This window comes from Paracoccus aerodenitrificans (assembly GCF_027913215.1).
Classification (GTDB): Bacteria; Pseudomonadota; Alphaproteobacteria; order Rhodobacterales; family Rhodobacteraceae; genus Paracoccus; species Paracoccus aerodenitrificans.
Map to the genome: position 1 here is coordinate 156012 of NZ_CP115780.1, position 19493 is coordinate 175504.

Here is a 19493-nt window from a genome sequence, read left to right on the forward strand (position 1 = left end):
ATACTGTCGATCTGACCCTGTAGATTCCAGGCCGCGCCAAGGCTTCACCGCTCATCCACGCTCGATGGATTGAAACGCTGACGAGGCCATCGACTTCCTTAAACTTCCGGTAACAATGTAGGGTGACCCAGATCATTGCAATTGATCTGGGTCATAGCCGACGTTGGACGGAATGAATTATCGGCTCCTCATGCGCCGAACCCGCCGCATGCGTGTCAACACAGGAAGCTTCCTATGCCCAGCACCGCCCCTGTAAGTCTTGAAGAACGCCTCATGTTTCCCCTCACGCTCGCGGCGAGTTTCGGCATGGCGGCCGCCTTCTTCGGCACCTTCGTGCTGCCGGGGATCTGGCTCACGGCAGGGCTTGCACTTGTCTATCTTGCGGCCGGGCTTCCGACGGGGCTGCGCGCGCTTGGTGCACTTTTCAAGGACCACGTGCTCGACATAGACCTGTTGATGATCATCGCGGCTTTGGCCGCGCTTGCCGTCGGCGCCCCGCTGGAGGGGGCCGTTCTCCTCACACTCTTCAGCATTTCGGGCACGCTGGAGCATCGCGCTATGGGCCGCGCCCGCCGCGCGATCGAGGCGCTGATGGCGCTGCGCCCCGAGACTGCACTGCGGCTGAGCGCCACGGGCGCGACAGAGGAAATCCCCGTCGCGGCGCTTCGCGAGGGGGATTTGCTTGTCCTGCGTCCGGGCGCGCGCGTGCCCGTGGATGGCGTGCTTGTCACCGGCGAAGGCACGGTCGACGAGGCGACGATCACCGGAGAGTCGATGCCCGTCTCAAAGGTGCCCGGAGCGAAGCTTTTCGAGGCGACGGTCAACCTCAATTCCGTGCTGACCATGCGCGCAAGCGCCACCGTCGAAAGCAGCACCGTGGCGCGGATGATCGACATGGTGACCGAGGCCCAAGCCGCCCGCGCGCCTTCCGAGACCTTCAGCGCCTGGTTCGGGCAGCGCTACACCGTGGCCGTGCTTTTGGGGGCCATGCTGGCCTTTGTGGTTCTGTGGGGGATGGGGGCTTCCGCCTCCGACGCCCTCTACCGCGCTGCGGTGCTGCTGGTGGCGGCAAGCCCTTGCGCCGTGGTGATCTCGGTGCCCGCCGCCATGCTGTCGGCGCTGGCGGCTGCGGCACGGGGCGGCGTGTTGTTCAAAGGTGGCGCGGCGCTTGAAGCCTTGGCAGAAGTGAAGAGCTTTTCCTTTGACAAAACCGGCACCCTGACCACCGGAGTTGCAGAGGTCACCGACCTCACCTCAGAGATCCCCGAGGGGCGCATGCTGGCGCTGCTCTCGGGTTTGGAGGCGCAGTCCGAGCATCCGATCGCCGCCGCGATCCGGCGCCGGGCAGAGGCCGAGGGGCTTGCCCCCGCCGCCATCCGGGATGTCGTGACCCATCCCAGTGAGGGCATCACCGGGATCGACGAAGAGGGGCCGATCTGGGCCGGAAACCAGCGCATGCTGGAGCGGATGGGGGCGCGGGTCGATACGGCCGGGGCGCAGCGGCTGAAGGCCTCGGCCCAAACCGTCACCTGGATCGGGCGTGGCGAGCAGCTGATCGGCGGCGTCACGGTGGCAGACCGCCCGCGGCCAAGCTCTGCCGCCGGGCTTTCGCAACTGCGTGCGGCGGGGGTGGCGCAGCTGGCCCTGATGACCGGGGATCGCCGCCCGGTGGCCGAACGGATCGGGCGGGAGCTCGGCTTTTCCGATGCGGAGATCCACGCCGAATTGTTGCCGGAAGACAAGGTCAAACTGGTTGCCGCGCTTGCCGAAAAGGGCCGGACGGCCTTCGTCGGCGACGGGGTGAATGATGCCGCTGCCCTTGCCCGGGCGGATGTCGGCGTCGCCATGGGGGTTGCGGGCAGCGAAGTGGCGCTGCAGGCCGCAGATGTGGCGCTTCTGTCCGAGGACATGACCCGCCTTGCCGCCGCCCGGACACTGGCCTTGCGTACCCGCCGGATCATCCGGCAGAACCTCGGCTTTGCCTTGGCGATGATGGTGCTTCTGGTGGTCTCGGCGCTATTTTTCGAGCTGCCTTTGCCGCTTGCCGTCATCGGCCATGAAGGGGGCACGGTTCTGGTGGTGCTAAACGGGTTGCGGCTGCTCGCCGATCCGATCCGCAATGATCGCGGCGCGGCGCGAAAAGCGGCCTCGCATCCCTCCTCCCAACCTCAAGAGGTTTCTCATGTATAAGCACATCCTTATCACCACCGATGGCTCTGAGAACGCGGGCCTCGGCCTTGAGCATGGCATTGCACTGGTGTTGTCACGTTAACCGAAGGGTTGGCTGGCAAGGCCGTAAATGAAGGTCTTAGGCGATGCTGGCTGCTACTTTCCACGTGCGGAGAGCTTCCATCCGGTGGTAGCGAATGGTCAGGGCGGCGCGTCGGCGAGCTGGAACGGAGAAACAATTGCGGACGGCTGAATGGATGGACACGAAGCGTTGCAGGCCGCCTGGCGAGCGATGACCCTGCATCACGCGCTCTCGCTTTCGGAACGGTAAATGGCTGTTCTCGGCACGATTGTTGAGCCCCTTATGCGACCAGTGATCCAGATCGGGCAGGAGTTCGCGCTTGGCCGCGCCATATGAGCGGAGCTTGTCCGTTATAATCCGCTTGGGAACAGACCCCGCGCGTTTCATCAGCTTGCGCAAAAGCCGTTTGGCGGCCCGTTTGTCCCGCCGGGACTGGAGGATCTCGTCCAGAACAACGCCGCGTTGATCAACGGCGCGCCAGAGCCAGAACGTCTTGCCGGAAATCTTCACCACGACTTCGTCAAGATGCCAGATGTCGCCGGGGCGGCGCTGGCATCGCCGCAAGTTTCTCGCGATCTGCGGCCCGAATTTGGCCGTCCAGCGCCGAACCGTTTCATAGGAGACGTCGATGCCACGTTCGAGCAGCATCTCCTCAACCTCCCGCAGGCTCAGATTGAACCGGACGTACAGCCAGACCGCGTGGGCAATGATCGAAGGCGGGAACCGGTGCCGCTTGTAGCTGATGGAAGGTGTCTGCATCGCCGTGACCTACGTAGCAAACAGCAAGGAGGCAATCGCTACTTGCCGTTCAGCGCGTCAGGAGGCGCCTTGCTCTTCCATCTGCTGAGCAAGCTCTACGAGCGCACCAGCGTGATCATCACCACGAACCTCAGCTTCAGCGAGTGGGCCACAGTGTTCGGTGACGCCAAGATGACCACCGCGCTTCTCGATCGGCTGACCCATCGCTGCCACATCCTCGAGACCGGAAACGACAGCTTCCGCTTCAAGGACAGCGCGGCTGCAGCAACGCGGAAAAAGAGGGAGGGAAGCCATGTCTTGACCCAATCATGACCCGCTCAGCATAATTCAAGGTGGGTCACTTCTCGATGGAAACCCCGGGTCAGTTCTGGGTGGAAATCAACAGAAAATGGGTTTTCCAACCGACTGGCGTACACGACCGGTCTGGAACCCATAAACGGCCACACCCCAAACGCCCGCCCCAAAGGAGCGAACGTCAAATCTCGGCCAGAGCTAGGACAACCTCCTCTTCAGCTGGAGACGAGGCTGGCCTTCTCCGGGTCATACCGAAACTTGGTAATCGTGCCGTCCTTGATCTTCTGGACCGCCTCGTCGATGACGAATAGCGGCACCAGGAACCACTCTCGGGGCATCACGGGACGGCCGAACCGATCCGGAATTTCGATGTCGAGCTGTGCAGTTCCGAAAATCCGGTGGATCAGGTTTTCAAGCCGGGTCTGGTTGATGTTGTAGAGCTCATAGGTCGCCACAACCTCGACCGGCGCCATCAGGAACGTCGGTTGAAGATGCGCACCGGCAATCCTCTTCTCGACACCCAATGTGGTCACGCCAATCTTGTGCACCAAGTCCCGGTTCTCGGACACCATCGGATGATCGGACTTGCTGCGCAGAACATAGATCGTGCCGGTGGTGCTGTCGCCTTCTTCGGGGGCGTCCGCGAACAACGGCCCCGCGACGGACTCGGTGATCCTCCGACCGGATTCATCCTTGTTCAAAGCTCGTTGGAGCGAACGCATCAGCATTCTGCTTTCCGTGCCATTGTCGAAAATCACGCGCAGACGGGCATCTGTCCGTCCTTGATCAGTGAGAGTCTCCTCGCCCATCTCCGCGACATAGGCTTTTTGCCCCTCAACGATGAAGAAACGGCCCTTCTGGATCTCGGCCTTCAGCTCGAAGGGGCGGGTTTCACGCTGCCCGGAATCCAGTTCACGCTGCACCTTCTCGAATAGCGGTTGGAAGGTCTCGAAATCCTCACATCGCTGACGGTTCGCGATGTCCTCCGCCTCCTTGCGTTCGGCGTTCGAGCGGACATGCTTCAACTCGGTGATAGGGGAGGCTTCGACCTCGACACCAAGCGCGGCAAGCAACGCATCATCATCCAGATCGTCGGCAACTGGCGTCATCTCGGCTCCGGACAGAAGGCCACCAGCGTCGAGGTCGGCAAGAAGGTCAGCGGCTTCCGGCAGCTCCCGCAGCCGTTGAAGACGCACGGCATAAAGGCGTTCGAAAATATCGCCGTCCTCGGAATGCTGAGGCAGGCGTCCATGCTCGGCGACGAATTTCTGGATGTCCTCGAAGCCCGCAATGATCCGTTCCTCGCGGGGCGTCCGCGTGACTTGCTTCTTCTTCTCGACCTCGATCCCCAGCTCGGACAGCAGGGCGTCGTCATCATCGGTGAACATGTTAGCCATTCATCGACTCCTGCTTCATGCGCGTGAGGAAGGCCACGCCTTCGGCCATGCGTTTCTCCCAGGCATCTGTGGAGGTCAATGACGGCAGCCGCCCGCGCTCCTGCTTGAACTTCACAGCACGCTTGGCGAGGTCTCGGGCTTCCTCCGGGGACAGCTTGATCTTCTTGGCCTCGATCACCGCGGCCACCTCTTTCAGGCTCTCCTCGCTCATGGTCTTGGCAAGGATTGCATAGGCTTCGCTGAACGGATTGATCCGGTCGATCAGGTCGATATCCAGCTCCTTGACGCTCATGGCGAACTGGCGAACGCCATCGACAAAAGCGGTGTTGGATGGCGCATCGGTGCCATCCCCCAACAGCGTCTTCTTGGCCTGCTGCGTGAAATTCATCGCGGCAATGGCGTGTTGGCGCACGGCCTCCTGATCCGCCTCGTCCAGCTCGGGATACTTGTCGCGAACGATCTTGCCCATTTTCACCTGGGTCAGCTCTTCCGGCACCATTTCCTCATCGAACAGCCCGCGCTCGATCGCGGTCTTGTCCTGCACGAAGGCTGTAATGACCTCGTTCAGATCGTTCTCGCAGATACGGTTGGCTTCGGGGCTCTTGGGCTGGGTCAGGCCCTTGATCTCGATCTGGAACGTGCCCTTCTGCTCGTTGAAGCCCACATTGCACTTGCTGTCGTCGTAGCCGTTCTCGCCATAATCGAAGCCGTCCTGCGCCGTGTTGGCCGGAGTCTTCGGCTTGAACTCGAACTTGGGCGTCAGCACCTGCTCCATCAGCAAGCTCGCCGCGATGGCCTTCAGCGTGTCGTTGACGGCTTCGCGCACCGCTTCCTCCGAGGCATCAGGTTCGGCGATCAGGTTGGTGAATCGCGCGTGCGTCTTGCCCTTTGCATCCCGCGTGGCCCGTCCGATGATCTGCACGATCTCCGTCAGACTCGACCGATAACCCACGGTCAGGGCGTGCTCACACCAGATCCAGTCGAAGCCTTCCTTCGCCATCCCAAGCGCGATGATGATGTCCACATGATCGCGATTGTTCTTCTGGCTCGGGTCCTTGAGAGAGGCGGAAACCTTGTCCCGCTTGGCCGGGTCATCATCCACCAGGTCGGCGATCCTCAACACCTTGCCATCGGGGCGCTTCACCAGTTGGAAGCCCGTGGCCGGATCGGTGCCCTGCCAATCGCCCAAGGCGTCGATGATATGCTCGACCTCCCTATGCTTGTCCTTCGTGCTTTCGCGCGAATTGACGTTCGGGATGTGCAGGATCGTCTTCTCGGTCGGGTCCAGCACCTTCAGCAGCTCGTCGGCATAGGAGCCGCTGTAGAAGAAATACCCGATGTCGAGCGTCTTCAGGTAGGTGTAGCCGCTGAGCTGTTCGTAATAGGTGTAGGTCACGGTCTCGAACCGCGCCTCATCCTCGGGCGACAGAACGGCCTCGGTGTCACCACGGAAATACGATCCGGTCATCGCGACCACATGCGCCTTGTCACGGGCGATCAGGGTGCCAAGATGCGCCCCCAGCTTGTTGACAGGGTTGGCCGAGACATGGTGGAACTCGTCCACCGCGATCAGCCGGTCATCGAAGGCCTCGATCCCGAACTTGTCGACGGCAAAGCGGAAAGTGGCGTGGGTGCAAACGAGGATCTGGTCGTCGCCTTCCAGAAACTTGCCGACCGCCCCGACCTTGCCGCTGTCACCACCGGGCGCGTTGCAGAGGTTCCAGCGCGGCGCGACGGTCCAGTCGGCCCAGAAGCCGAACTTCGACAGCGGCTCATCGGCGAAGCTCGATCCGATCGACTTCTCCGGCACCACGATGATGGCCTGCTTCAGACCCTGATTGTGCAGCTTGTCTAGCGCGATGAACATCAGCGCCCGGCTTTTCCCCGAGGCGGGCGGCGACTTGATCAGCAGGTATTGCTCCCCCCGCTTTTCATAGGCGCGCTCCTGCATGGTGCGCATTCCAAGCTCGTTGGACTTGGTGGAGCTGCCATTGGCCGGATAGGAAACGGAAACAGAGGGAACAGACTTGGTCATGCGGAAATCCTGTAGTCTTGCAAATAGGTGATGGCCCATGCTGGCGGGCTGGGCCAACTGCGGAAACCTTTGTCATGCCAAGTCACGCTGGCATCCCCGATCAGTCCATTCGTCTCCAGATGCCGAACAAAGGCATCATGGTCATAGAGATAGGCCTCATCGCCGTGCAGGAAGGCGACGTAGATCTGCTTGCCGAGGTACTTCCGGTCGATGACCAGTCGCCCCTTCAACTGCACCTTGAGGAAGGTTTCACCATCGATGTGAACCGCGATGAAATCGGCCCCCTGCCAATCATCCGTCAGGCGAATGCAATTGAAGCCGTAATCCGCCAAGCGGGCCGCAAGCTTGTGAAAGTTGTAGTTTTCCCGCTGTCGGGAGTTGAGGTCGGCATAGGGGACACGGGCGAACATCTCAGGCCGGAACCTTCGTCGTCATCTTGGTGTACATGTCGAAGAGCTTTTCGAGGCGTTCGGTGTCGTTCTTGAAGCGGCGGCCAATGTAGATGCGTTCCAGGGTCTCGTCGTTGCGGTCATGGGCTGCGCGGAGGTTGGCAGGCATCTTTTCGGGGTCGTAGAGGTCCGCGATGGTGGCCGGGAAATGCGCCTCGCGCGCCAGAAGGATGTCTTCTGCGCAGCGGGTCAAGTCTTCGCGGTTTTTCTCGGTCAACTTGGGCACGGGGAAGGTGTTCCACACCAATGTACTGGAGTATCGGTAGTCGGACTTAATCCTACCGGCTACCGCACGAACCCAAACCATATGAAGACTAGATGATACGACAGAAAAGTCGAACATCTTTGATCCGTATATAGCGGATGCAGAATCCGCTATAACCTGATGCTTGCCGTTCATGATACCAGCGGTCACATAGTCTCTGCGCTCAGAAAAATGCCTAGGAATAACCATGCTCATTTGAGTGGTGTGAGGCGTGAACACAAATCGATGCGGGGTATTTGCATTTTGGTTTGCTTGCTGGCCCCTGCTCTCAAATCGAAGGTGAAAAACAGCATCTAACCGACGGCGAACTTCCGGAATATCCTCGGCATACTTCCGCTGCCGATCCTCAATCCATAGGCAAAATCTTCGCGTTCCCCTGATATATTCAGCGGAACCTATGTACTCTCGAATAAATTCTTTCGCTTCGGGATGGCTTGAGATCAATGCGTCTCTCTCGTCGCCACTAAGGATTAAATTGCCACCGTCCGTTGGCTTGTTTCCATAGTCCATCTTCGAAAGATCATGGATAGCTTTGGTGGACTTTTTCACCACAACCTTTGATCCTGGGACTAAGTAAGGGCCAATTACTGAAACTTCTTGAACCTGATCACCCGAGTATAGCTTGGAAATTTGTCTCCCGTATGGGGACAAGCCTACGATCACGACCGTTACTGCCGCCTTATTGCTAGCAAGGTTACTCCATAGGAAGGAGGTATGTGCAAAATGAATATGGTTATCCTCATGGAAAATAAGCGGCCACAGCATAGCAACCTGCTCGCCCTGAGTGATAGAATTCGTCGTAACAAAAGCTGATGACGATCCGCTTACTCTGTTGAAGATAGCCGCTTTATACATGAAGGCAGCAACATAATCCAAATCTTTGTACTTTTTGAAGACATCCTCAAAAATCCTTCTCATATCCTCCTTTTGATCGGTCGTTTGGTTAACACTTCCTTGGTAGGGAGGATTTGCACAAATGTATGTCTCACCGCCTTCGTTCTCAAAATCAATCTGCGCCTGATCCAATGGCGTCTGAAACAGATCGTCCGCGCTCACCTTTACACCCGTCCCGGTCGGCGGACAGATCGACAGCCAGTCGAGCCGAAGCGCGTTGCCGCAAGTGATCCAGTTCTGACTGTCCAGCGGCAGGAACTCGGCCAAGGCTTCTTTCTGACCGCGATAGGTCACGTCGCACTGGTATTCCGCGATGATCAGCGCCAGACGGGCGATCTCGGCCGAGAAATCCCGAATCTCGATGCCGCGAAAATTGGTCAGGGGGATGTCCGTCTTGCGATCGGCCTCGCCCCGGCGGCGGTTGATCTCGGCCTCGATCGCACGGAGCTGCTTGTAGGCGATGACAAGGAAGTTGCCCGACCCGCAGGCGGGGTCGAACACCCTGATCTTGGCAATGCGACCCCGCAGGTTCGAGAGCTTGCGGGCATTTTCGCCCGCCTCCTCCAGCGCGGCGTTCAGGTCATCGAGGAAAAGCGGGTTCAGCACCTTCAGGATGTTCGGCACGGAGGTGTAGTGCATGCCCAAGACAGAGCGTTCGCCCTCATCCGCGACCGCCTGGATCATCGAGCCGAAGATGTCGGGGTTGATCTTGGTCCAGTCCAGCCCGCCGATATGGCTGAGGTAACGCTGCGCGATCTTGGAGAAACGCGGCACCTCGGTCGAGCCGGAGAACAGCCCGCCGTTCACATAGGGGAAGGCATCGGCCCAGCGGGGCAGGTTGGCGCTGGCGCGGTCCTTTGTCGCCACGTTCATCGCGCGGAAAATCTCGCTGATGACCTCATGCGTGTTCGTGCCGTCCCGGTTCGACATGCGGTCGATCGTGCCGGTGAACAGGTCGGCGGTGGTGATGATGTCGGTATCTTCCGCGAAGAAGCAGAAGATCAGCCGCGCCATGAAGTGGTTCATGTCATGCCGACGCTCAGCCTTGCCCCAATCGGGGTTGTCCTTCAACAGCTCGACATAGAGGCGGTTCAAGCGGCCCGTCGCCTTGATGTCAAAGGCGCTTTCCTTGATTTGCTTGACGGTCGAAATGCCCGCGAGGGGAAGGAAGACGCCAAAGCTGTCGGGGAAGTCCTTGTAAGCGCAGGCCACGGTGTCGCCACCGATCAGGTCTTCGGCCTCGAAGGTCTGGCCGTCGGTGGCGAGGATGAACTTGGCCTTGTGTTTGGTCGTTGCGGGGCTGTCCTTCAGCGCGGCGAGGGTCTGGGAGACCTCACCCGGCGCGCAAGTTGCCATGTGGATGTTGTTGCGTTGCAGAACGCCGCCCAAGTCCGACTTGTTGGTGTCGCCCTTGCGCAGCTTCTTGATCTCAGTCGCCTTGCGCCCGAAGGCCTCAAGGAAGGCATAGGGAAATTCCGCCGCATCAAACGGAGCCTCGGCTAGGTCAGAAATGGCCTGTTCGATTTCAACCGGGTTCATGGGGTCTGCCTCATAAATGGCTGGACTTCGATCTCATGGGCGCGCGCCATGACCGTCTCCAGCTCGTGGTTCATTTGTCGTTCCATCCAGGAGCGGGCTGAGGTGCCGAACGCCTTCTCAAGGCGAAGCGCCATCTCTGGCGAGATGCCAGATCGCCCGTTCAGGAGGTTGCTGAGGGTCTGACGGTTGCATCCGAGCACCTGTGCGGCGTCGGTGACGGACAAGCCGTTGGGGTCAAGACATTCTTGGCGAACAAGGATTCCGGGATGGGTCACGTCAGCTCCTACAGTTGACACGACTGTAGGGTGACAATTGACGGTTATCAATCCAGCTTCAGGGTTGCTTAGGATCTCTAAATGATGGCGTATTTGCGTACTTCATTGCGCGCAATAGGTAGCCAAATGCAGCAGAGATAACGGGATGCAACAAATACTCAAGCGGGAAGCATAAGATGACTAACAAGGTGCGGGATTCGAACGCCGCAACGCAGTCCCTATCTCAAGGCAACCCTGACAGCCATCGCCAACGGCCACCCGCAAAGCCGCATCGACGACCTGCTGCCATGGAACTTCAAACCGTCAAGCTAAGCCGACCGTGATGTCCTGCGAACGCTTACGAAGGTCGCGACCTCGTACACCTCGGCTTGGCCGATACGCAGCAGGTCCGCAAGCGCACGCAGATGCGCCGCCGAGATGTGCCCATGCGTGCGCTGAAGCGCGTGGAGGTGTTCGATCAGGCGATCCCGCACAGGCTCCGCGTCGATGAGCGCGCGGACCTCGGACAGCGCCGCCTCGTCCAGCATCCGGCCCCGGGTCTTGGCGACGGATCGCCCCTCTCGCGGCAGGCCCGCGGCCAGTTCCGTCATCAGAAGCTCCCTTGCTCCGGATGCAGGCGGAGAAGATCTGTCGCCTTGGCCCTGTCCGGCCCGAGGGTGCACTCCGCCTGCGTCATCGAACCTGTGCAGGACGCGATTTACCCAGTGCAAACCAAGCCGCAGCGCCGATAGCGATCGCAGCACCGATCAGGTCGATCAACAGAGTAGCCGGAAACATCAGCGCGAGCCCTCCTACCGCGAAGAGAATCCGCTGCGGTATGCTGACTGGGCCTGGCACCGGCGTCGCGGCTTGGAGTGAGATTGCGAGCAAGACGCTACCAACCCCATACAGCACGGTCTTATAAACGATGTCGCCCCACGGGCCGTAGAGTAGCAGTTCAGGAACATAGACGAAGCTGAACGGCATCAACACGAGCGTCGCACCAAATTTGAGTGCAGCGAAACCGGTGCGCATCGGCGGCGCTCCTGCAATTGCCGCACCGGCGAAAGCCGAGACGCAGACGGGAGGCGTGATATTCGACAGGCAGGCCGCGTAGAACACGGCCAGATGCGCCGCGATCGTAGGTACGCCGAGTTGGATCAGTGCGGGCGCAGCCACCACCGAAAGGATGATGTAGGAGCCCGTCGTCGATGAGCCCATCCCGATGATGATGGAGACGAGGGTCACTAGGCAGAGCGCGAGGAAGAGATTGCCGCCCGAGAACTCGATGAGCACGGCCGAGAACTTGAGCCCAAGTCCGGCGAGGACGATGCCGCCGATAATAATGCCAAGCGTCCCGATCGCAGCCCCCGCAGCCGCGTTGCTTTGGGCGCCTCCGATGAGGCCCTGCACAACTGCTGTCGGACCCATCCGCGTCGACTTGTGGCGCCAAGAGAGAACAGCGGCGCTGACGGTGCCCCAGAAGGCGCAGAACTCGGGGGAATAGCCTACGAAGAGCAAGCCGATCACAGCCACGAGCGGCAGAAAGAAGTGCCACCCACGGGCGAGCACCTTGCGGACGCTCGGGATCTCGGCGGGCGGAAGCCCTTTGAGGCCAAGTCGAACCGCCTCGAGATCGACCATCGTCAGGAGAAAGATGAAGAATACGGACGCCGGGATGACGTTGATGAGCGCGATCGTGAGATAGCTGGTCTCGGTCAAGGTTGCGAGGATGAAAACCCCGGCTCCCATGACGGGCGGCATGAACTGGCCGCCGGTGGAGGCGATGGCCTCGATCGCACCAGCGTCATGGGGTCGGTAGCCCGTGCGCTTCATGAGAGGAATGGTAAAGGAGCCGGTCGTCACGACGTTCGCGACGGAAGAGCCGGAGATCGATCCGAAAAACGCCGAGGTCATTACCGCGATCTTGGCCGGTCCGCCCCGCCAGCGTCCCGCTATGGCCGTTCCGAGATCCATGAAAAATGCGCCTGCACCCGAGCGCTCGAGAAAGGCCCCGAAAATCATGAACGGAAAAACGAAGGTCGCAAAAGTTGCCGTGACCACGCCAAAGAGGGCTTCTTGGGTGGAGTAGGTGAATTCGAGGGTGCGTTCTACTGACATGCCTGGATGTGCAAGCTGCCCCGGCAGATAACTGCCGTAGTAGAGCTGAAGTAGAAAGACGATCGCGATCGTCGAGATGACGGGCCCAAGCGCGCGACGGCTCGTTTCCAGCATGACCGCGATGGCGATTGCCCCCATTGCCAAGTCCCACTGGTTCGGAGCCGAAACGCGGAAGATCGCGTAGCTCACATACTGGTGGATCCAATAGCCCACAGATGCGATCGTGAGGGCAATCAGCACGATGTCGACGATGCTTGGGCGATCCGTTGGCGACCTTCTTGTCGCCGGATAAAGCAGGAAGACCAGCACCGAGGTCAGCATCAGGTAGACGCCACGGTTGCTTTCTGTCGACACTAAGCCGAAGCCGGACGTGTACAGATAGAAGAGCGAGAATCCCGCCGCCGTAAGATTGAAGGCGAGCGCATAGAGGCCGGTGAGCGTGCGGCGGGCCCCTTCGACCCGGAACAGCCAGGGGAAGTTGTGCATGGAGCGGGAATCCAGAAACGTAGGTGCGGATAGCCCCGGCCGAAGTGGGGCCGGGGCAGCATTACTTCTTTGAAGGGTCAGCCTTCAGGCCACAGGCCTTCTTGGCGGTAGTAGGCCTCGGCGCCTGGGTGCATCGGCGCCCCGAGATTCTGGAAGTTCTCTACGTCGGGCTTCATCTGCGCCCAAGCCTTGTGACCCTCCGCCAGCGTGTCCTGCTTCTCGTAGGCCGCTGCGACCATACGTTTGACCACGTCCTCCGGCACCCGCTCATGCGCGACCCAGTACACGGTCGTGTACGGCATCTCGGTCGCAGGCACTCCACTGTAGGTGCCTTCAGGCATCGTCCCGGAGTGATAGAAGGGGTAGGTTTCGTTGATCGTCGCAAGCTGCTCCTCGGTATAGTTGAGGATGCGGATGTCTTGCGTCTCGGCCAGTTCGGTGACGGCCGCCGCGGGCGAAGACGATTGGCAGAACGCGTCGATCTGCCCGTTTCCGAGCGCACGGCCGGCATCGGCGAAGGTCATCAGTTGAGGCTCAACCTGATCCAGCAGCCCAAGCGCAGTAAGGATATTGGAGCAGTTGAACACCGTTCCGGATCCCGGCGGCCCAAGTGCAACGGTCTTATCCGCGAGATCGCCGATGTTCTCGATCTCTTCGCCTTCGAGCGTGACGAAGTACGTCGGCCCTTCGTAAGCCATCGCGACACCACGCAGCATGTCGCCCTTCTCGCTGTTGGCGAAGGGACCTTCCTGGTTCTGCGCCATGTAGACGTGACTGCCGTACACGATGCCCATGTCGAGCTCGCCTTTGACAAGGCGCAGAGCATTTTCCGTCGATCCGCCGGTCGTCACCTGAGTGATGTTGACGTCGGGCAGGTCCTTTCCCAGTTCGGTCCCGGCGACGCCCACCATATAGTACATCACCCCACCGGGGCTTGATCCGCCCCAAGCCACCTCGGTCGAATCCTGAGCCAAGACTCCGGCAGGCAACGTAGCCGCCGACGCCGCGCAAAGCGCATAGAGTGTCCGTTTCATGCAGTCTCCTCCTCTGATTTCAACGGGCCGTTTGGCCCGATGACAAGCCCCTTCTGACGAGGGCGCGTAACAGCCGCGGCCATCAACCGTGGCGGCGGCATTCGTTTTTGAGCGTGCCGATTCCGTCGATCTCAACCGTTACCACGTCCCCCTCACGCAGATACTTCGGAGGGTTGGATCCGATCCCCACCCCTGCGGGCGTACCAGTGGCGATCACGTCGCCGGGTTGCAGCGTTACACCGGCCGAGATCGTTTCAATGATGGTGGGAATGTCGAAGATGAGCAGGCCGGTGTTCGAGTTCTGGCGCGTCTCGCCGTTCACGTCGCACCGGATCGCGGTATCCGCAATATCCAGCTCGTCATGCGTCACCGCCCAAGGGCCCATGGGACAGAACGTGTCTTGCGACTTGCCGATCAGCCACTGGCTGAACCTGCCTTGGAGATCACGCGCCGTGACATCGTTGACGATCGTGTAGCCCCAGACATGATCGAAAGCGTCGTCTTTGCTGATGCCGCGACCGGGTTTGCCGATAATCACGGCAAGTTCCGCCTCGTAGTCGATCGCCTCTGACACAGCAGAGTCGATGAGGATAGGCTCTCCGGTCGCGATGACAGTCTCGGGGACCTTGGAAAAAATGATCGGGTTCTCGGGCACGGCACCCTTCGCGGCACTGGAATCGAAGCCGCTATTCGCGAACTCGTGCGCATGCTCATGGTAGTTCTTGCCCACGCAGAAGATGTTGCGCGCCGGGCGCGGTATAGGCGCCTCCACTGTTACGTCAGCCAACGGCACAGTGGCCTTGCGCGCTGGCATCTCATCACGACCGATCAGGCAGATGACGCCCTGTTCAGCTTCAGCTCGCGGCAGATCGAACGGGACCACGACGCCCTCGGCTTCGTTGACTTCACCGACGATCCGTTCGCCGTTGTGCCTAAATGTACCGACCTTCACTGGTTCTCCCCAAGGCTACCAATTTTGTATCGAAGTAGACCAATACCTACCACTGGTGCAACATTGAATGTGGTAAATTCCGGAAGAATCCTGTATTGGATCACCATTGGATCATTACGGGCGGATAGAGTGAGATGACCCGAGGCAACTCCGACTTCGTCGCAGCCCAACTGCGACAGCGGATAAAGGAGGGAGCGTGGCCTGACGGTGGCCGCCTCCCCACAGAACGCGCGATCGCCGAGGAACTGGGTGTCGCCCGGAACACGGTGAGGCGTGCGCTGGACCAATTGGGTCACGACGGCCTGCTCGTCCGCCATGTTGGACGCGGCACCTATCTGCGCGAGTTGCCGCATTCTGATCCGATCCTCGAGAGCACGCAGCGCATGCATGGCGCTTCGCCGGCCGACATGATGGAGTTGCGCGTCCTGCTGGAGCCCTCTGCTGCGGCATTTGCTGCCATAAATGCGAGCGCGGGTGATCTGGAGAAGATCCGGCAGGTCCATGAGCATGGTGTCGCGGCCGCCACAATGCTCGAGTTCGAGGAGTGGGATGCTGCCTTGCATCGGCTTATCCTCTCCTGCACCCGCAACAGTCTGCTACGTGAGATTCACGCAATTCTCGGCACGCTCAGGGAGCAGCCGTCATGGTACGAGTTGAAGCAAAGATCTTTCTCACCAGAGAGGCGGCAGATCTATTGCGAGCAGCATCAAGAGATTACTCGAGCTCTCGAGCGGCGCCTCGCTGATGACGCAGAGGCGGCAATGCGCACCCATCTCAGAACGGTACAGATGAACATGATCGCTCGGTGAACTTACGCGATTGGATCCTGAGCAACGCATGTGCAGGTAGAAGGGCTCAAGGCTTCATCTTCCACCACTTTATCCTCAAGCGCACACCAAATCTGATTTCGACCGCCGTGGCGGGATGTCGGCGACAGCCGCCGCTCCAAGGGCGACAAAATCCACCGTTTTTGACCATATGGTCGCAAGCTGACATTGGTTGACGCGCAGCGAACGCTCACTTTGTCCGCGATGCTGCCGCTCCGGCAGGCTGCGGCGGGAATGTCGCAATTGGCACGATCGCAGGGAGTGACCGAAGATACGCTTCAAGCTGATCTCATCATGCTCTAGGTGGGTTATGAGCGAGTAAAACAGGTCATCCTCAATCTGTGTGGCGGAATGGGAGCATTCTCGCCCGCAACAATTCTGGACCGGCGCGACCGTACATTGCGTGTTTGAGGGTTTTTAGGCGGTTGATCTGACCTTCTGCCTGGCCGTTGCTCCAGGGCATCTCGATTGCGTTTGTGACGGCGTCGAAGTCCCGGTTCAAGGTACGGGCAAAGCGCACGATGGGCGCTAAGTCGGTTTCGATCGCATCGTCGATCCATGCAGGGAGCGGGTCTGCCTGGCGACCGCGAATGATACCATTGAACCGCATGGCGAGGCTGCGCAGCGTTGCGAAGGCGGGAGAACCGGCCTTGAGCGCGTCGACTTTCCGCGCCTGATCCGAGGTGAGCTTTCCACGGGGTTTGATGCACAGCGCGGCCGCGATGACCGGGGAAATCGCGTGCCCAGTTTCCGGGTCCCGGACTGGCTTAAGGATTTCGTGCTCTACCTTGGGGTTGGTCGCTTGTTGTTCGACTCTGCGCCAACCCGCCAGCAGCCGCTGCAAATGCGACAGACTCCCCGCGCAACCACGCTCTTGGATCATACGGAACAGGGCGCTTCCAGTTTGGATGCCGTCCTTCCAACTTTGGCTCAGAAACTCTTCAAAGTACCACGGCGATGTCGGCTTCAGGGCGGCCCGCCTGCGGTCCGGTGGCGTCTCGAACTGCAGCCATTTCGCGATGCTGCGACGCGGGAACCCGGTCCGCCTCTGGATCTCGCTGCAGGAAAGTCCTTGCCGTCGAACGGCATGGATGGTCGTGAAAATCTCTTCCCGAGATGTCCTGTGCGCCAGGCGTGACTTCAGAAGGTTGCCAGCTGCGGTGATGTTGTCTGCTGTGGACAGCAGCGCCCTGCCGGTCGCACGGCCGTGGAGGTTCATTTGCTCCTCGATGACCTGCCGCAGGTTTTGCACGATATGGAACCGGTCAGCGACCTGCTTCGCCTGCGGTGCCCCTTGCCGTGCAGCCTGGGCGTAGAGACCGCAGCGATCTCGGCTGATCACGGCCACCTCGGGGTGTCGCCTCAGCCACTCGGTGCAGGTGACCACATCACGATCCCCGAGGACATCAAGAACCGTTCGGCGCTCCAAATCGATGATGATCGTGCCATAGGTCTGCGACTTTCGCTAGCTCCAGTCATCGATTCCGATGACCCGTGCGCTACGGCCACTCTTCCGAGCCCCCCGCAGCAGCTGACGGAGTATCGTGTCATCACTGACCTGAATTCCCAGTCGACGTAATATCCGTTCGGCCGGGCTGCCGCCTGCAGCATATGCCATATGACCCAGAAGCTGTGCTTGCCGCGAGGTGCGGCGGGCGAACGGTGCCGCGACCGACGGATCGCGATCAGAAAAGGTATGCCGGCCACAGTTCGAGTTTGAGCACCGCCACCGACAAACCCTCAGTTCGACCCAGACAGCCTGACCCTGTGCGGGAAAATCCTCGATCCGACGACGCCTCCATCCATGTCTTCGACGCGAAGGCGATCCGCATTCCGGGCAGATGCCTCTTGGTGCCAGTATGCCCGACACAACCCATCCCCCGGCGTCGGTTCGGCCAACGTGCTGGACAAACACTTCCTTCCCGGGGTCAGCAGGTCACATCGACATCACGTCAATCCGTATGCGGCTTCACCATCGGTCGACATGACCCAAGGCGCGCGCGGTCCCACAATTCGGACAGGCGGGCATAGCGTTCGGCCATCTGTTCGACGGCGGCGTCATCGTCAATCTGCCCCTGCAACCAGCCACGCGCCACCGCACCGAAGATCGTGCGCCCGACGGCGAAGCCGCGCACCAGTTCGAAGCCCGCCGCGACCTCGAAGCTGGCCTGCAATTCGGCCTCGGGGGCATCCAGGCCCAGGACTACGATGCCGCGCGTATGGCGGTCATGTTCCTCGATGGCGGCGATGGCGTTCTGCCAGCCTTCGCGGGTCTTCATCGGCTCCAGCTTCCACCAGTCGGGATAGACGCCCGCGGCATAGAACTGGCGGATCAGCGTGGCGGTGGTGGTGTCGTCGACCGGACCGACCTTGGACGGGATCACCTCCAGCAGGAATTCCAGCTGGTTGCGGCGACCGGCCTCGAACAGGCGCTTGACCGTGGCCTCTTGCGCGGCGCGGGTCTGGGCGTCGTCGTCGGGGTGGCAGAAGCACAGGACCTTGATGACGTTCTCGCGCGCCCATTCGACCAGCGTACCGCAATCGCTGCCCAGTTCGGGTTCCAGCTGCAGCGGGCGCGACCCCGGCCATTCGCAGGGGCGCCCGATCCACAGCCCGCTGCCGCTGGCGCGGTGCAGGGCGCTGCGGCCGATGCGGTTGTCGCACAGGATGCCGTATCCCGGGCCGCCATCCGCGACCCGCAACGCCGCGTCCAGGCACAGTTCCTTGAACCGCGCGCCCTTGGCTTGGTCATAACCGGGCATTTCTTCCAGCTGCAGGCGGTGGTCGAAGGCGAAGACGCGCATCTCGGACCAGTCGCCGGCGTTGCGACTGGCGCGGGTCGTGGACCAGTGGATCTGTTCCAGTTCGGGATCGTTGCGCAGATCGGGGCGCGTGACGCCGCGTTTCAGGAAGAAGTCCAGCTCCGCAAGGCTGGGATAGGCTGGGGTGCAGCCGTGGCGGCTGACCGCGAAGGCCCCGCAGGCATTGGCGTATTTCAACGCGGTCGGCCAGTCGGCATCCTCCAGCCAGCCCTTCATCAGCCCCGAGAAGAACCCGTCGCCCGCGCCCAGCACGTTGAACACCTCGATCGGGAAACCCGGACCAGCCTCGCCATCGTCGAGGCTGTCGGGGATCTGGCCGGTAAAGGCCACGGCCCCCTGCGCACCCCGCTTGCAGACCAGCGTGGCGCCCGAGACCGCGCGCACCGCCCGCAGCGCCACGACCGTGTCGGTGGTGCCGCCCGCGATGTGGAATTCCTCTTCGGTGCCGACGATCAGGTCGAACAGGTGCAGCGTGCCCTGTAGCTTGGCGGTGACGGCGGCGCTTTCGACAAAGCGGCTTTCGCCGTCGCCATGGCCCGCGACGCCCCACAGGTTCGGGCGGTAATCGATGTCCAGCGCGGTCCGCGCGCCATGCTTGCGCGCAAGTTCCAGCGCCTTCAGCACGGCGGCCTCGGTCTGCGGATGGCTCAGGTGAGTGCCCGTCGCCAGAACGCTACGGGCCTGCGCGATGAACCCCTCGTCGATATCGTCGGGCGACAGGGCCATGTCGGCACAGTTTTCGCGATAGAAGATTAGCGGAAACTGGTCCTCGTCGCGGATGCCCAGCAGGACCAGCGCGGTCAGGCGTTCGGGATCGGTCGCGACGCCCGCGGTCTCGACCCCCTCGCGGACCAACTGCTCGCGGATGAAGCGGCCCATATGCTCGTCGCCGACCCGTGTGATCACGGCCGAACGCAACCCCAGCCGCGCCGTCCCGCAGGCGATGTTCGTCGGGCTGCCACCGATATATTTCGCGAAGGAGCCCATGTCCTCCAGGCGGCCACCGACCTGCTGACCATAGAGATCGACCGACGAACGGCCGATCGTGATCACGTCAAGAGTCTTTGTCACGGCAGGTATCTTTCCTTCAAGCAGTCGAATGCGGTTGTGCGGT

13 protein-coding genes and 3 pseudogenes are annotated in these 19493 nt (G+C 60.8%); 4 read left to right on the top strand and 12 right to left on the bottom strand.

The annotated features are described in order from the left end of the window. The first annotated feature begins 273 nt into the window (after positions 1-273). Positions 274-2190 carry a heavy metal translocating P-type ATPase gene (locus tag PAE61_RS00770; protein WP_434803062.1) on the top strand — a complete coding sequence of 639 codons (1917 nt, stop codon included), beginning with the start codon at positions 274-276 and terminating at the stop codon, positions 2188-2190. Between the two features lie 118 nt (positions 2191-2308). On the opposite strand, the gene PAE61_RS00775 is transcribed toward PAE61_RS00770, so the two are convergent. Next, positions 2309-3010: an IS6 family transposase gene (locus PAE61_RS00775; RefSeq protein ID WP_088665148.1), complete on the bottom strand. Its 702-nt coding sequence runs from the start codon at positions 3008-3010 to the stop codon at positions 2309-2311. Between the two features lie 39 nt (positions 3011-3049). On the opposite strand from PAE61_RS00775, the pseudogene PAE61_RS00780 reads away from it, so the two are divergent. Further along, positions 3050-3322: pseudogene (locus PAE61_RS00780) on the top strand (ATP-binding protein); the annotation flags it as partial. A gap of 197 nt (positions 3323-3519) precedes the next feature. Here PAE61_RS00780 and PAE61_RS00785 read toward each other — a convergent pair. Genes PAE61_RS00785 through PAE61_RS00805 form a run of 5 tightly spaced genes read right to left on the bottom strand, consistent with a single transcriptional unit; the run spans position 3520 to position 10158 of the window. Then, positions 3520-4701: a GIY-YIG nuclease family protein gene (locus PAE61_RS00785; protein WP_271112077.1), complete on the bottom strand. Its 1182-nt coding sequence runs from the start codon at positions 4699-4701 to the stop codon at positions 3520-3522. Continuing rightward, positions 4694-6736 (bottom strand): DEAD/DEAH box helicase, encoded by a 2043-nt coding sequence (locus tag PAE61_RS00790; RefSeq protein ID WP_271112078.1) that lies wholly within the window; start codon positions 6734-6736, stop codon positions 4694-4696. Before PAE61_RS00790 ends, PAE61_RS00785 begins: the two co-directional genes overlap by 8 nt. Further along, complete coding sequence (locus PAE61_RS00795) at positions 6733-7146, bottom strand: hypothetical protein (protein ID WP_271112079.1); 414 nt, start codon at positions 7144-7146, stop codon at positions 6733-6735. The genes PAE61_RS00790 and PAE61_RS00795 overlap by 4 nt, the downstream gene beginning before the upstream one ends. Position 7147: 1 nt before the next feature. Then, entirely contained in the window at positions 7148-9883 is a 2736-nt protein-coding gene (locus tag PAE61_RS00800; protein ID WP_271112080.1) for a class I SAM-dependent DNA methyltransferase, read from the bottom strand. Then, positions 9880-10158, bottom strand: coding sequence for a HigA family addiction module antitoxin (locus PAE61_RS00805; RefSeq protein WP_271112081.1), 279 nt, complete (start codon positions 10156-10158; stop codon positions 9880-9882). Before PAE61_RS00805 ends, PAE61_RS00800 begins: the two co-directional genes overlap by 4 nt. A gap of 219 nt (positions 10159-10377) precedes the next feature. On the opposite strand from PAE61_RS00805, the pseudogene PAE61_RS00810 reads away from it, so the two are divergent. After that, positions 10378-10470 (top strand): annotated as a pseudogene (locus PAE61_RS00810) (transposase domain-containing protein); the annotation flags it as partial. On the opposite strand, the gene PAE61_RS00815 reads toward PAE61_RS00810, so the two are convergent. The 4 genes from PAE61_RS00815 to PAE61_RS00830 all read right to left on the bottom strand — a co-directional run bounded on the left by PAE61_RS00815 (position 10467) and on the right by PAE61_RS00830 (position 14730). Then, entirely contained in the window at positions 10467-10748 is a 282-nt protein-coding gene (locus PAE61_RS00815) for an NAD(P)H-dependent oxidoreductase subunit E (protein WP_271112082.1), read from the bottom strand. The pseudogene PAE61_RS00810 and the gene PAE61_RS00815 sit on opposite strands and share 4 nt — an antisense overlap. Before the next feature lie 82 nt (positions 10749-10830). Beyond that, positions 10831-12744 (bottom strand): TRAP transporter permease, encoded by a 1914-nt coding sequence (locus PAE61_RS00820; protein ID WP_271112083.1) that lies wholly within the window; start codon positions 12742-12744, stop codon positions 10831-10833. Between the two features lie 77 nt (positions 12745-12821). Next, a complete protein-coding gene (locus tag PAE61_RS00825; RefSeq protein ID WP_271112084.1) occupies positions 12822-13778 on the bottom strand; it encodes a TAXI family TRAP transporter solute-binding subunit in 957 nt (318 codons plus the stop codon). Between the two features lie 82 nt (positions 13779-13860). Continuing rightward, positions 13861-14730, bottom strand: a complete 870-nt coding sequence (locus PAE61_RS00830) for a fumarylacetoacetate hydrolase family protein (RefSeq protein WP_271112085.1) — start codon at positions 14728-14730, stop codon at positions 13861-13863. Positions 14731-14864: 134 nt separating this feature from the next. Here PAE61_RS00830 and PAE61_RS00835 point away from each other — a divergent pair, with 134 nt between their 5' ends. Beyond that, positions 14865-15539 (top strand): FadR/GntR family transcriptional regulator, encoded by a 675-nt coding sequence (locus tag PAE61_RS00835; RefSeq protein WP_271112086.1) that lies wholly within the window; start codon positions 14865-14867, stop codon positions 15537-15539. A gap of 352 nt (positions 15540-15891) precedes the next feature. Here PAE61_RS00835 and PAE61_RS00840 read toward each other — a convergent pair. Next, positions 15892-17472 (bottom strand): annotated as a pseudogene (locus PAE61_RS00840) (ISL3 family transposase). A gap of 37 nt (positions 17473-17509) precedes the next feature. Further along, complete coding sequence (locus PAE61_RS00845) at positions 17510-19450, bottom strand: bifunctional 5-dehydro-2-deoxygluconokinase/5-dehydro-2-deoxyphosphogluconate aldolase (protein WP_271112087.1); 1941 nt, start codon at positions 19448-19450, stop codon at positions 17510-17512. Between the last annotated feature and the right edge of the window lie 43 nt (positions 19451-19493).